The following is a 14,472-nucleotide window of genomic DNA, read 5'->3' as shown; positions in this document are numbered from 1 at the left end:
TCTTTTTAACATAAAGTTATGAATGAATGCTCATTCAATTTAGAAAGGGACGAAGCACATTGAAGCAGAAAAGACCGAAGTACATGCAAATTATTGATGCAGCCGTTGTGGTGATTGCAGAGAACGGCTACCATCAATCACAAGTTTCAAAGATTGCCAAACAAGCAGGGGTAGCAGACGGAACCATTTATCTCTATTTCAAAAACAAAGAGGACATTTTGATCTCGTTGTTCAAAGAAAAAATGGGACAATTCATCGAACGGATGGAAACAGATATTCAAAAGAAACCGTCTGCCAAAGAAAAGCTTCTTCTCCTCATTCGAGAACACTTTCGCCTGCTATCTCAAGACCATCATTTGGCCCTAGTGACACAGCTTGAACTCAGGCAGTCAAACCTTGAACTGCGCCAAAAAATCAATGAGGTGCTGAAAGGGTATTTAAATATGCTAGACTCCATTTTAGCCGAAGGAAAGAAGACAGGAGAATTTAGACAAAATCTAGATGTCCGCTTAGCGAGACAAATGGTATTTGGGACGATTGACGAAACCGCTACAACATGGGTCATGAATGATCAAAAGTATGACCTGCCTGCACTCGCAGAAAGTGTACATGATCTTCTCTTAAACGGAATACATCAATCTTAAAGACAATTGAAAAAGGATGATTGACATGGAAAAAATACTTAGCTTACACCAAGACGAACAGACAGCACTCATCACGATTCAACACCCACCTGCAAATGCCTTATCCTCTCAGCTTCTCACTGAACTCAATGACATGTTTGATCAGCTTGAACAAAACAGTGAAGTGAGAGCTATTGTCATTCATGGAGAAGGTAGATTTTTCTCAGCAGGTGCTGATATTAAAGAATTTACGACCTTGCAGGAAGAGTCTGATTATGCCAGCCTTGCAGACAGAGGACAGCAAGTGTTTGAACGAATTGAACAATGTCCAAAACCGGTGATTGCTTCCATTCACGGGGCAGCATTAGGCGGCGGGCTTGAGTTGGCGATGTCGTGTGATATTCGAATCGCAACAAAAGATGCAAAGCTGGGACTGCCGGAATTAAATCTCGGTATTATCCCAGGATTCGGCGGAACGCAGCGCCTGCCTCGCTATGTTGGATCAGCTAAAGCACTTGAAATGATGGGAACAGCTGAGCCGATTACAGGAGAAGAAGCATTTGCTTGCGGACTTGTTTCAAAACTTGCGGAAACAGAAGAAGAAGCGCTGGAAACAGCCAAAACATTGGCTGCGAAATTTGCAGCGAAAAGCCCTAAAACGCTTGAGTATGTGCTTGAGTTATTGAATGCGACAAAAGTGTACTCATATGATGGCGGAATGAAGCTGGAAGCCAAAAAGTTTGCTGAGGTGTTCCAGTCGAATGATGCCAAAGAAGGCATCCAGGCTTTTATCGAAAAGCGCAAACCGAATTTTAAAGGGGAATAAGGGATTAGTACGACACAAGGGGGAGAAATGAATGAATATTTTTGTTTTAATGAAGCGTACGTTTGACACGGAAGAGAAAATCTCTATTCAGTCTGGTGCTATTCAAGAAGATGGGGCAGAGTTCATTATTAATCCTTATGATGAGTACGCAATTGAAGAAGCGATTCAGCTTCGGGATGAGCACGGGGGAGAAGTAACGGTCGTGACAGTTGGCAATGAAGATGCGGAGAAGCAGCTTAGAACAGCACTTGCAATGGGCTGCGATCAAGCCGTTTTATTAAATGTTGAAGATGATTTGGAGGAGTGGGATCAGTTTTCCGCTTCTACGATTCTATATCACTATTTCAAAGATAAAGAAGCTTCCTTAATTTTAGCAGGGAATGTAGCGATTGACGGCGGGTCTGGACAGGTGGCCCCGCGTCTTGCTGAATTACTCGGTTTTCCATATGTCACAACCATTACAAGTATTCAAATCGACGGCGACTCAGCTTCAATTGAGCGAGATGCAGAGGGTGATGTGGAAGTGATTTCTGCCGAGCTCCCGCTAGTGGTCACCGCGCAGCAAGGTCTCAATGAGCCTCGTTATCCATCGTTACCAGGCATCATGAAGGCAAAGAAAAAGCCTTTAGAAGAATTAGAATTAGACGATCTAGATTTAGATGAAGACGATGTGCCATATAAAATCAAAACCATTGAACGTTTTTTACCGGAGAAAAAAGAGGGTGGCAAGGTGCTGAGCGGCGAGCTTCAGGATCAGGTCAAGGAATTGACAGACCTGCTAAGAAATGAAGCAAAAGTCATCTAAACATCCACTTTACGATATCACGAGAACAAGGGGGAGCTTAAAGGATGAGTAAAAAAGTTGTTGTACTTGGAGAAAGTCGTGACGGTAAATTAAGAAATGTGACGTTTGAAGCGATTGCTGCCGCTCACGAGGTGGCTGATGGCGGTGAAGTGATTGGCGTTTTAATAGGGGATCACGTCAAAGATCAAGCGGATGAACTGCTTTATTATGGAGCGAATCATGTGATGATCGTCGAGCACCCGCATCTTTCTTATTATACGTCTGATGGTTTTGCGCAGGCGCTTCTAGCAATATTAGATCAAGTCAATCCTGATGCAGTGCTCTTCGGTCATACATCGATCGGAAAAGACTTGTCACCTAAAATAGCTGCCCGCCTGCAAACAGGCTTAATTTCAGATGCAATAGATGTAAGCGTTACCGGTGAACATCTTGTTTTCACTAGACCGATTTATTCAGGAAAAGCTTTTGAAAAAGTCATTTCAACAGATCGTCTGCTTTTGGCTACTATCCGTCCAAACAACGTGGCACCGCTGGAGCGTGATGCGTCACGCAGCGGAGAAGTAACGCCAGTTTCAGTCGATATTCAAAACCTAAGAACAATCGTGAAGGAAGTCATTAAAAAAACATCAGAAGGTGTAGATTTATCTGAAGCGAAGGTCATTGTCGCAGGAGGCAGGGGGGTTAAGAGCAAAGAAGGCTTTGAACCGCTGAAAGAACTTGCCCAAACGCTTGGCGCAGCAGTCGGTGCCTCGCGTGGTGCATGTGACGCTGACTACTGCGATTATGCCCTGCAAATTGGTCAAACCGGTAAAGTGGTCACACCTGACCTTTACATTGCCTGCGGGATCTCAGGAGCTATTCAGCATTTAGCCGGTATGTCCAACAGTAAAGTCATTGTTGCGATCAATAAAGACCCAGAAGCTGAAATCTTCAAAATTGCCGATTACGGAATTGTCGGTGACTTATTCGAAGTCGTTCCGCTTTTAAATGAAGAGTTAAAAAAGATGAATATCCATTCTTAACGCTCATACACTCAGAATGCCTAGGTATTCTGGGTTTTTTTGTATGTCATCACGAAACAAAGGAGCGGTTTACAAGTGAATGGAACTGTAAAAGTCAATGAAGTGATTGGACGCATTTCTAAACACATCTATGGACACTTTCAAGAGCATTTAGGAAGAGGAATTTATGACGGCATTTGGGTAGGGAAAGACTCATCGATTGACCATATTGAGGGGATTCGTACCGATGTACTAAAGGCGCTTCAAGCCTTACATATCCCGGTGCTGAGGTGGCCGGGCGGCTGTTTTGCAGACGAGTATCATTGGGCAAACGGCGTCGGTGATCTGAGTGAACGAAAGCCGATGGTGAATACTCATTGGGGTGGCACCGTTGAATCAAATGCGTTTGGTACACATGAATTTATGAGACTGTGTGAATTACTTGAATGTGAGCCTTATATTTGTGGAAACGTTGGAAGCGGCTCTGTTCAAGAATTAGCAGAATGGATTGAATATATCGCATTTCCTAAGGGGACACCTATGTCAGATTGGCGGATTCAAAATGGAAAACAAGAACCGTGGGAGCTGACGTATGTTGGTGTAGGCAATGAAAGCTGGGGATGTGGTGGAAATATGACGCCAGAGTATTATGCAGACTTATATAAACGCTACCAAACGTATGTGAGAGAATTTGCTGGTCAGCGCATTTACAAAATTGCATGCGGTGCGAATTCAAATGATGTGAATTGGACAAAAGTATTAATGGAGCGTGCAGCGCCGTGGATGGATGGGCTCAGTTTGCATTACTATACGGTCCCAGGAACATGGGAGAAGAAAGGGTCAGCGACCGATTTTGATGAGGATGAGTGGTTTACAACGCTGAAAAAGGCGTCTGAAATGGAGCGGCTTGTCGTGGAACACGGAAAAATCATGGATCGTTATGATCCAGACAAGCGAATCGGGATGATTATTGATGAATGGGGGACATGGTATGATCCAGAACCGGGGACAAATCCAGGGTTTTTGTATCAGCAAAACACATTAAGAGATGCTCTAGTCTGTGCCTTGCATTTTCATATTTTTCATCGCCATTGCCAGCGGATTCATATGGCGAATATTGCCCAGACCGTCAATGTGTTGCAAGCGATGGTGTTAACGCAGGACGAAAAGATGCTCCTGACACCTACCTATCACGTATTTCACATGTTTCAAGTGCATCAAGAAGAAGAAGCGCTTGAAGTAGAATTGAATGCGCCTTCGTATGAACGCCGGGGTGAAAAAATCCCTCAAGTCAGTGTGTCAGCCTCGCGGTCATCTGACAAGATGCATATTAGTTTCTGTCATGTGAATCCTCATGAAAAAGCAGACGTATCTCTTGCGATAGAGGGAATCGATACAAAAACGAAGGTCACTGGCCGTGTGCTGACTGCTGATCGGATGAATGCGCACAATACGTTCGATGATCCTCATTCCGTTCAGCCTGCGGACTTTCGGCAATTTGCTGTTAAGCACGGCGAGCTGACTATTGATCTGCCGCCTATGTCGGTTGTCATGTTGACCGTCGATCTGGCTTGATCGCATATTTCAATGTTTGATGAGAAGAATGTTGGGGCATCATACATTGTAAATGAAGCGGAAAGGGAGTTATGTCATATGCTTAGAACCATTCTAATGATCATTGGTGCGATTGTTGTTATTGGTGCGATTATACGGTTTGTTTTTTAATTCATTTCATAAAAAATGATTCGTAAGCATTTCATTCGCAAGTCACATTGGTAGATGCTATACTAAAAAGCATAATTTACATTGGAGGAATGAATAATGGCAATCGTAAAAGCTACTGACGCAACATTTTCACAAGAAACTGCAGAAGGTGTTGTTCTTGCAGACTTTTGGGCACCTTGGTGCGGACCTTGTAAAATGATTGCTCCAGTTCTTGAAGAACTTGATCAAGAAATGGGCGATAAAATGAAAATTGTAAAAATTGATGTGGATGATAACCAAGAAACTGCTGGTAAATACGGCGTTATGAGTATCCCAACACTTCTTGTTTTAAAAGACGGTGAAGTCGTCGAAACGTCCGTTGGTTTCAAACCAAAAGAAGCACTAGCTGAGCTTGTAAACAAACATCTATAAACCGATCTATGCCCGCGTGGCATGATCTCGAAAGCGGTTCTCGTATAGTCGAGAGCCGCTTTTCTTTCATCGTGGTATAAAACAAATGTTCGTGATACACTAGAAGGAGTGAAAGAGGAAAACAAGGACGGATGAAAAAATGAACAAATTGATCAAAGAAAAGCTGTCAGTCTTACCTGATCAACCAGGCTGTTACTTAATGAAAGATAGACAAAATACGATCATTTATGTGGGAAAGGCAAAGGTATTAAAAAATAGGGTCCGCTCTTATTTTACAGGATCTCATGATGCCAAAACGCAGCGGCTTGTCGGTGAAATCGAAGACTTTGAATACATTGTCACCTCTTCAAATATTGAGGCACTTATTTTAGAGCTGAATTTAATTAAAAAATATGACCCGAAATACAATGTCATGCTCAAGGATGACAAAACGTACCCTTTTATTAAAATTACGAATGAACGTCATCCTAAGCTGATTGTCACCCGCAATGTGAAAAAGGATAAAGGGAAATACTTCGGTCCATATCCGAACGTACAAGCAGCAAGAGAAACGAAAAAGCTGCTCGACCGTTTATATCCACTTAGAAAATGTGCGACACTCCCTGACCGAGTCTGTCTTTATTATCATCTTGGGCAATGTCTTGCTCCGTGTGTGTATGACATTTCTGAAGAAACGAATAAACAGCTCGTCGACGAAATCACAAGATTTCTAAACGGAGGACATCAGCAAATCAAGAAAGAATTAACAGAGAAGATGCAAGAAGCGGCCGAACAATTAGAATTTGAGCGGGCAAAAGAACTGAGAGATCAAATCGCTTATATCGACTCAACGATGGAAAAGCAAAAGATGACGATGAGTGACTTATCTGATCGCGATGTGTTTGCCTATGCTTATGATAAGGGCTGGATGTGTGTCCAAGTCTTCTTCATCAGACAGGGAAAATTAATCGAACGTGATGTCAGCCTATTTCCGATGTATCAAGACCCTGAGGAAGAATTTCTCACGTTTATGGGGCAGTTTTATGAAAAGAACAACCATTTTCTGCCGAAAGAAATTTTGGTGCCGGACAGCGTAGATCAAGAGATGATTGAGCAATTGCTTGAAACGAATGTTCATCAGCCGAAAAAAGGAAAGAAGAAGGATTTGCTTTTACTCGCCCACCAAAACGCCAAAATCGCTCTCAAAGAAAAGTTCTCGCTTATAGAGCGTGATGAAGAAAGGACAATTGGTGCAGTGGAGCAGCTTGGCGATGCACTAAATATTTATATGCCATACCGGATTGAGGCGTTTGATAACTCCAATATCCAAGGAGCAGACCCCGTATCCGCTATGGTTGTCTTCCAAGACGGGAAGCCGTATAAAAAAGAGTACCGAAAATACAAAATTAAAACCGTTGAGGGGCCCGATGATTATGCTTCCATGCGTGAAGTCATTAGAAGGCGGTATACCCGGGTGTTAAAGGATGAACTGCCGCTTCCTGACTTGATTTTAATCGACGGAGGAAAAGGACAAATCAACGCAGCCATAGATGTGCTCGAAAATGAATTAAATCTGTCTGTTCCTGTGGCAGGTCTTGTGAAAGATGAAAAACACAGGACATCGAATCTTATGATGGGTGATACGCTTGAAATTGTTGCGCTCGAACGAAATAGTCAGGCCTTTTATTTATTGCAGCGTATTCAAGATGAAGTGCACCGATTTGCGATTAGTTTTCACCGGCAGCTGCGGGGGAAGAATGCATTCCAGTCTATTCTAGACGATGTCCCAGGTATCGGGGAAAAGCGCAAAAAGCAGTTGCTGAAACATTTTGGCTCTGTGAAAAAGATGAAAGAAGCCTCTATCCAGGATTTTCAGGACGCTGGTATTCCGAAACAAACGGCTGAACTTTTAATGGAGGCATTAAAAAAATAGATTGTACTTTTTCCAAAAGTCTGTTAAGATGTGACTAATTTAATAAATGAACGTGTTGTTTGTTGAAGATAGAGGTGCGAACTTCAAGAGTAAGCCTTCAGAGATCGAGGGGATCTAGGAAGAGGGCTGAAAGGGGAGCGTCGCCGAAGTGAATAAAATCCACTCATTTTATTCGCTGGCTGTACATTGAAGAAATGTAGGGCTGTCAAGAATGTATTTCTTGGAGGGCTATCTCATTGTTTGCATCGTTTGATGATGATTTTAAAGCAATGGGAGATTTGTTCTCTCATTGCTTTTTTATTTGCAGTGCAGAGAGCAGTCTCCGCAGCCTCTTCTCTCACACGTGATCTTTTGAAAAAGGGTGGTAGACATGGGACTAATTGTACAAAAATTTGGTGGAACATCTGTTGGATCGACAGAAAAAATTCGCAATGCCGCAGAGAGAGTCATCGCTGAACGCGAGGCAGGAAATGATGTGGTCGTGGTTGTGTCTGCGATGGGCAAATCAACGGATGTTCTAGTAGACCTAGCGAAAGAACTCACAGATGATCCAAGCAAAAGAGAAATGGATATGCTACTGACAACTGGTGAGCAGGTGACCATTTCATTATTAGCGATGGCGCTCCAAGCAAAAGGTTATGATGCCATTTCCTTTACAGGCTGGCAAGCTGGGGTGAAAACAGAGAAGGTGCACGGAAATGCAAGAATCGTGGACATCGATGAAGCAAGAATCAAAGAAGAACTGAGTGCGGGAAAAGTCGTCGTTGTAGCAGGTTTCCAAGGAATTGCGGATGATCTACATATTACAACACTTGGGCGTGGTGGATCAGATACGACAGCAGTGGCACTAGCTGCGGCACTCAAAGCGGACAAATGTGATATTTATACGGACGTACCAGGTGTGTTTACAACAGATCCTCGTTATGTACCGTCTGCGCGAAAACTTGCAGGAATTTCATACGATGAAATGCTTGAGTTAGCCAATTTAGGAGCAGGTGTGCTGCATCCGAGAGCGGTCGAATTTGCGAAAAATTATCAAATCCCACTAGAAGTCCGCTCTAGTATTGAAAATGAATCGGGTACGTTAATTGAGGAGGAATCATCCATGGAACAAAATTTAGTTGTAAGAGGCATTGCATTTGAAGATCAGATGACACGCGTGACAGTATGCGGCCTTTCAAGCGGTTTAACAACGCTATCGACTATTTTTACGACACTTGCAAAGCAAAATATCAATGTCGATATCATCATTCAGTCTGTCACAAGCACCAATCAGACCTCCATCTCTTTCTCTGTGAAAACGGATGATTTGTCTAAAACAGTTGAAGTATTAGAAGAATACAAAGGTGCGCTTGGTTATGAGCAGATTGAGACAGAAAGCAAATTAGCCAAAGTATCTATCGTTGGCTCTGGTATGGTCTCAAACCCAGGCGTTGCGGCTGAAATGTTCGCTGTGTTAGCTCAAAAAGACATTCAAGTGAAAATGGTCAGTACGTCTGAGATCAAAGTCTCCACAGTCGTTGATCGTGAAGATATGGTGAAAGCGGTAGAAGCCCTTCATGATGCGTTTGAATTATCAAAGGTGAGCGCCGCTGCTCATTCATAAATCTTCAAAAGAGGTGTATCCCATAAAAAGATACACCTCTTTTTTATATTGGAAATCATCAGCATATGAAGAAAGAAAAACATGCGTAAACCGGTACGCCAACTGTGCTATGATAGAAGGGTATATAAAAAAGGCGTGACACGAAGTCATCGCCTTTCATAAACAGTGTTAGCTAGGGTCTCTTAAATCCCATTTAACGGTTAAAATGACTTTATCAGCACGCTTTTTTACTTGTTCATAGGATTCAGCCACGTGCTCATTGAGAAGCTGAATCTGTTCAGCGATAAAACCTGCTTCCATTTGAAAGCATGGCTCCTTTTGGTAGCTGAGTCGATTCGATACAAGTGGACCTTCGAGCTCAAACTCAATTTCCTGTTTTTTAGAATGGACCATCGTGAGAGTTCCCCATCCGGCATCATGGAAAAATTCGGGGATCTTTTCCCATGACTCTTGAGGAAATTTACGAGCAAGCAGTTTACCCGCAAAATACATCATAGATGAATGATCCTGACCAAGAATGTCAGGCAGCAGAACTTCGCGTATCAGCTCGTAGGCAAATCCATTGACTTCAATTTCTTTTAGCTGTTCTAAGTTAGATTCGAATTTATTCATTGTATGGCTCCCCTCTTTCAACAATTTATTATAGCTTATGTGGGCATATGATGACAGAGTTTTCCCTGAAGTCTAAGAAATTCTTATTGTAGTAAAACGAATTTTGATTTAAAACTTTTAAATTTCGGAAAATTTTAATTTATGTACGCGGTTTCTTGACGCTTTTTTGACATAGGAGTAAAATGAAATTGTCAATAAATTTGAATAAAGTGCTTACAATTGAAAGAAGCGGGGGTAAGACAATTTTCAAGCAATTGCACTTTTTTTACTAGGGGGTAAAGTAATGTCGGGGAACAAAGAATTTTTTTATCGGAGATTGCATTCTTTGCTTGGCGTCATTCCGGTCGGTCTATTTTTAGTACAGCACTTAGTGATTAACCACTTTGCGACGAATGGACCAGAGGCGTTTAACAAAGCTGCACACTTTATGGAACAGCTTCCATTCAGATATGCACTTGAGCTGTTCGTGATTTTCTTACCACTGATCTATCATGCTGTTTATGGGGTGTACATAGCCTTTACGGCACAAAACAACACGTCTCGCTTCAGTTACTTAAGAAACTGGTTGTTCAGACTGCAACGGATTACAGGTATCATCACATTGATTTTTGTCACTTGGCACGTATGGGAAACACGCATTCAAGCGCAGCTTGGAGCTGAAGTAAACTATGACATGATGGCGAATATTTTAAGCTCTCCATTTATGCTAGGTTTCTATATTGTCGGCGTTTTATCTACTATTTTCCACTTTGCTAATGGCTTGTGGTCATTTGCTGTCAGCTGGGGAATTACAGTTTCACCACGCTCACAAAGAATCTCCACATATGTGACATTAGGTATATTTATAGCGCTTTCATATGTAGGGCTAAGAGCAATTTTCGCTTTTGTTTAAGAGGAAATAGATTAGTAGAAGAGGGAGAGGGGCTACAATGAGTAATTCTAGCATCATCGTTGTCGGAGGCGGCTTAGCTGGTCTCATGGCAACTATCAAAGCAGCAGAAGCGGGAACAGCTGTTAAACTATTTTCAATCGTACCTGTGAAACGTTCGCATTCTGTTTGTGCACAGGGCGGAATTAACGGAGCGGTCAATACAAAAGGTGAAGGAGATTCACCTTATGAGCATTTTGATGACACGGTATATGGCGGAGACTTTTTAGCTAACCAGCCGCCAGTAAAGGCAATGTGTGAAGCAGCGCCGTCCATTATCCACTTACTTGATCGTATGGGTGTAATGTTTAACAGAACACCAGAAGGATTACTGGACTTCCGCCGTTTCGGGGGAACACAGCACCACCGTACAGCATTTGCTGGTGCGACAACAGGTCAGCAGTTATTATATGCACTAGATGAGCAGGTTCGCCGCTATGAAGTAGCAGGGCTTGTGACGAAATATGAAGGCTGGGAATTCCTTGGCGCTGTCTTAGATGACGAGGAAGTATGCCGAGGCATTGTCGCACAGAACTTGACGACAATGGAAATCGAATCCTTCCGTTCAGATGCTGTCATCATGGCAACAGGCGGTCCTGGTATCGTATTCGGTAAATCAACGAACTCCATGATTAATACCGGATCAGCTGCATCGATCGTTTATCAGCAAGGTGCTCATTATGCTAATGGAGAATTCATTCAAATTCACCCAACAGCGATCCCAGGAGATGACAAGCTGCGTCTCATGAGTGAATCAGCTCGTGGTGAAGGTGGACGTGTTTGGACATATAAAGACGGAAAACCTTGGTACTTCCTTGAAGAAAAGTACCCAGCATACGGGAACCTTGTACCGCGTGACATTGCAACGCGTGAAATTTTCGATGTATGTGTGGAGCAAAAGCTTGGGATCAACGGAGAGAACATGGTATACCTAGATCTTTCTCACAAAGATCCAAAAGAGCTTGATATTAAGCTTGGCGGAATCATTGAAATCTATGAAAAATTCATGGGTGATGACCCGCGTAAGCTTCCGATGAAAATTTTCCCGGCTGTTCATTATTCAATGGGCGGATTATGGGTTGATTATGATCAAATGACGAATATCAAAGGCTTGTTTGCTGCCGGAGAATGTGATTACTCTATGCACGGCGGAAACAGACTTGGTGCAAACTCATTGCTTTCTGCGATTTACGGCGGAATGGTTGCTGGACCAAATGCTGTGAAATACATTAGCGGTCTTGAAAAGTCTGCAGAAGATTTATCATCTGCAACATTCGACAGTGCCGTGAAGAAAGAGCAGGAGAAATGGGACAACATCCTTAGCATGGATGGCACAGAAAATGCATATGTGCTTCATAAAGAGCTTGGAGAATGGATGACGGATAACGTTACAGTGGTTCGTTACAACGAGAAGCTCTTAAAAACAGACCAGAAGATCGAAGAATTAATGGAGCGCTATAAGCATATTAACATCAACGATACAGCTTCATGGAGCAACCAAGGCGCTGCCTTCACGCGTCAGCTTGACAACATGCTTCAGCTGGCACGCGTCATTACGATTGGGGCTTACAACCGGAATGAAAGCCGAGGCGCACACTATAAACCGGAATTCCCAGAAAGAAACGATGAAGAATTCCTAAAAACAACGATGGCTACGTTCAAAGGGAAAAACCAAAAACCTGCATTCCACTATGAGGACGTCGATGTATCGTTAATTGCACCTCGTAAACGAGATTACTCGAAGAAAAAGGTGGAGAAATAAGATGAGTGAAAAAAACACGATTCAATTTATTATCACACGTCAAGATACAGCAGATGGCAAGCCTTATGATGAGGAATTCGAAATCCCTTACCGTCCAAATATGAACGTCATTTCCGCACTCATGGAAATCAGACGTAACCCGGTCAATAAAAAAGGTGAAAAAACAACGGCGATCAACTGGGACATGAACTGTCTTGAAGAAGTATGCGGCGCTTGTTCCATGGTCATTAATGGAAAGCCTCGCCAGTCATGTACAGCACTGATCGACAAGTTAGAGCAACCGATTCGTCTTCAGCCGATGAAAACTTTCCCGGTTGTGAGAGACTTGCAGGTTGATCGAAGCCGTATGTTCAATTCATTGAAAAAAGTCAAAGCATGGGTGCCAATCGATGGCACATATGATCTTGGACCTGGACCAAGAATGCCTGAGAAAAAGCGTCAATGGGCGTATGAGCTTTCAAAGTGTATGACATGTGGTGTCTGCCTTGAAGCTTGTCCAAACGTAAATGATAAGTCTTCCTTTATGGGCCCTGCACCGCTTTCACAAGTTCGTCTATTTAACGCACATCCGACAGGTGCAATGAATAAGTCTGACCGCTTAGAAGAAATTATGGGTGACGGTGGTCTTGCAAACTGCGGGAACTCTCAAAACTGTGTGCAGGCTTGTCCGAAAGGAATCCCGCTCACAACATCAATTGCAGCACTTAACCGAGATACAACTTTACAAGCTTTCCGTAACTTCTTCGGAAGCGATCACGCAGAATAACATCACATTCAGTCCTCCTTGCCAATCATGATGAGTGTTTACAAGAGGCTGGATGCAAAACATAACAAACGCCTCTTCCAATACGGGAGAGGCGTTTTGTTTGCGAATAAGGAGTGGATCAAATGAGGCTGCCGTCATATATTGAAGAACCGTTTGAAGAGTGGAGGGCATCGTTTCGATTTTATGTGGAAACAACCGTCCGTTTTTCAGAAACGGATATGTTTGGTCACATGAACAATGTCACCCCGTTTGTGTATTTTGAAGAGGCACGAATTGCCTTCTTTCAAAAAACGGGAATTGTAGATAAACGAATGAAGCGAGCGAGAGAGACGATTACGGTCGTGGCAAACCTTCAATGTGATTACATCAAGCAAGTGGAAATCGGTGAGAGGCTGCGTGTGTATGTAAAGCCAGAAAAGGTTGGATCAAGCTCTCTCATCCTTCATTATTTAGGAGAAAATGAACAGCAAGAACCGTGTTTTACAGGCTCAGTCACCATGGTGCAAATAAGTAAAGACACCGGTGCCCCTGTACCGTTTACAGAAGAGGAAAAAGAGACTTTTCAGGCCCAGCGACATTAAAGAATCACGGTCACATGCTTCATTTTGTTATAATAAAAGAATCATAATGAAGAAGAAACAAAAGGAGAGCACATGAAGATTTTTCAATACGACACCATTGATAGTACAAATAATGAAGCGAAAAGGCTTATTCAGCAAGGAGAAACCCCTTCATTTGCTGTATATGCCCGGCAACAGACAGCAGGGAGAGGCAGGCTTGGCAGACCGTGGGAAACGCCTACAGGGAATGTGGCTGTCACGATGACAGTAAAACCGCCAGTAGATATCTCCACCCAATCAACGATTGCCCCGCTGACGGCACTCGCCATTTATGATGTACTCAAACCACTCATGAGAGCAGAGGATCAGCTGGCAATCAAATGGCCAAATGATCTATTGATTAATGAAGCGAAAGTATCTGGCACATTAATTGAAGCAGACCGCAGCGCCATTTACATCGGTGTGGGCATCAATGTAGAGACAAAGCCGGAGCACGTTCCGTATAAAACCGTTTGCCTATCAGAACTGACTGAGGTGAAAGCGGACCAGCTAGTGAAAGATTTGGCAGCGGCCTTTGAAAAATACCATGCACGCTGGCAAATGGAAGGATTTGAAGCCCTCACAGCCCTCTATAACAAACGATTATATCGGCTGAATCAACCGCTTCGTATTTCATTAGATCGTGAAAAGCAAACATGGCAGGAAGGGATTTGCTGTGGTGTGAACCGTTATGGTCATATTCAGTTAAAAGATGATCAAGGACATATAAAAGCCCATTCAGCAGGAGATATTGATGCACCGCCCAAGTAGACAATTTCTTGTTCGATTAGTGTGGAGACAAACCGTTGCATTCGATGTTAGAACGGATTGCTTTAAGATCTTCACACTGAAAAAAAGACAAAGAGCTAAAATCAGTTCATTTTAGCTCTTTGTCG

At 42.9% G+C, this 14,472-nt stretch carries 14 protein-coding genes and 1 riboswitch; of the genes, 13 read left to right on the top strand and 1 reads right to left on the bottom strand.

From position 1 onward, the window contains the following. Positions 1-59 precede the first annotated feature (59 nt). From MHI20_RS06800 to MHI20_RS06765, 8 genes are all read left to right on the top strand, one after another. On the top strand, positions 60-644 hold the full coding sequence (locus MHI20_RS06800) for a TetR/AcrR family transcriptional regulator (RefSeq protein WP_024718637.1): 585 nt from the start codon (positions 60-62) through the stop codon (positions 642-644). 25 nt (positions 645-669) lie between these two features. Then, positions 670-1,449 carry an enoyl-CoA hydratase gene (locus MHI20_RS06795; RefSeq protein ID WP_017358245.1) on the top strand — a complete coding sequence of 260 codons (780 nt, stop codon included), beginning with the start codon at positions 670-672 and terminating at the stop codon, positions 1,447-1,449. Between the two features lie 31 nt (positions 1,450-1,480). After that, positions 1,481-2,254: an electron transfer flavoprotein subunit beta/FixA family protein gene (locus tag MHI20_RS06790; RefSeq protein WP_259253274.1), complete on the top strand. Its 774-nt coding sequence runs from the start codon at positions 1,481-1,483 to the stop codon at positions 2,252-2,254. Between the two features lie 44 nt (positions 2,255-2,298). Then, positions 2,299-3,276, top strand: a complete 978-nt coding sequence (locus tag MHI20_RS06785; protein ID WP_340937305.1) for an electron transfer flavoprotein subunit alpha/FixB family protein — start codon at positions 2,299-2,301, stop codon at positions 3,274-3,276. Positions 3,277-3,351: 75 nt separating this feature from the next. After that, the gene (locus MHI20_RS06780) at positions 3,352-4,830 is read left to right on the top strand and encodes an alpha-N-arabinofuranosidase (protein WP_340937303.1); all 1,479 of its coding nucleotides are present in this window, start codon (positions 3,352-3,354) and stop codon (positions 4,828-4,830) included. 246 nt (positions 4,831-5,076) lie between these two features. After that, positions 5,077-5,391 (top strand): thioredoxin, encoded by a 315-nt coding sequence (trxA, locus tag MHI20_RS06775; RefSeq protein ID WP_007501629.1) that lies wholly within the window; start codon positions 5,077-5,079, stop codon positions 5,389-5,391. Between the two features lie 139 nt (positions 5,392-5,530). Next, positions 5,531-7,303, top strand: a complete 1,773-nt coding sequence (gene uvrC / locus MHI20_RS06770; protein ID WP_061419851.1) for an excinuclease ABC subunit UvrC — start codon at positions 5,531-5,533, stop codon at positions 7,301-7,303. Positions 7,304-7,364: 61 nt separating this feature from the next. Beyond that, a riboswitch (Lysine riboswitch) is annotated at positions 7,365-7,542 on the top strand. 131 nt (positions 7,543-7,673) lie between these two features. Continuing rightward, positions 7,674-8,909 (top strand): aspartate kinase, encoded by a 1,236-nt coding sequence (locus MHI20_RS06765; RefSeq protein ID WP_019744095.1) that lies wholly within the window; start codon positions 7,674-7,676, stop codon positions 8,907-8,909. 168 nt (positions 8,910-9,077) lie between these two features. Here the strand turns inward: MHI20_RS06765 and MHI20_RS06760 are convergent, their stop codons facing one another. After that, the gene (locus MHI20_RS06760; protein WP_008345974.1) at positions 9,078-9,521 is read right to left on the bottom strand and encodes a YslB family protein; all 444 of its coding nucleotides are present in this window, start codon (positions 9,519-9,521) and stop codon (positions 9,078-9,080) included. A 283-nt stretch (positions 9,522-9,804) separates the two neighbouring features. Between MHI20_RS06760 and MHI20_RS06755 the strand changes: the two genes are divergently transcribed. From MHI20_RS06755 to MHI20_RS06735, 5 genes are all read left to right on the top strand, one after another. Further along, complete coding sequence (locus MHI20_RS06755; protein WP_007501622.1) at positions 9,805-10,413, top strand: succinate dehydrogenase cytochrome b558 subunit; 609 nt, start codon at positions 9,805-9,807, stop codon at positions 10,411-10,413. A 37-nt stretch (positions 10,414-10,450) separates the two neighbouring features. Continuing rightward, positions 10,451-12,211, top strand: a complete 1,761-nt coding sequence (sdhA, locus tag MHI20_RS06750; protein ID WP_008345971.1) for a succinate dehydrogenase flavoprotein subunit — start codon at positions 10,451-10,453, stop codon at positions 12,209-12,211. Between the two features lies 1 nt (position 12,212). Then, positions 12,213-12,977, top strand: coding sequence for a succinate dehydrogenase iron-sulfur subunit (gene sdhB, locus MHI20_RS06745; RefSeq protein ID WP_072367454.1), 765 nt, complete (start codon positions 12,213-12,215; stop codon positions 12,975-12,977). A 122-nt stretch (positions 12,978-13,099) separates the two neighbouring features. Next, the gene (locus tag MHI20_RS06740; protein ID WP_007501614.1) at positions 13,100-13,558 is read left to right on the top strand and encodes an acyl-CoA thioesterase; all 459 of its coding nucleotides are present in this window, start codon (positions 13,100-13,102) and stop codon (positions 13,556-13,558) included. A gap of 72 nt (positions 13,559-13,630) precedes the next feature. After that, positions 13,631-14,347 (top strand): biotin--[acetyl-CoA-carboxylase] ligase, encoded by a 717-nt coding sequence (locus MHI20_RS06735; RefSeq protein WP_007501613.1) that lies wholly within the window; start codon positions 13,631-13,633, stop codon positions 14,345-14,347. The last annotated feature ends 125 nt before the right edge of the window (positions 14,348-14,472 follow it).

The organism is Bacillus sp. FSL K6-1106 (assembly GCF_038005245.1).
Lineage (GTDB): Bacteria > Bacillota > Bacilli > Bacillales > Bacillaceae > Bacillus > Bacillus altitudinis.
The sequence above is the reverse complement of the archived record's forward strand: the minus strand, read 5'-3'. Positions and strand labels throughout refer to the sequence as shown.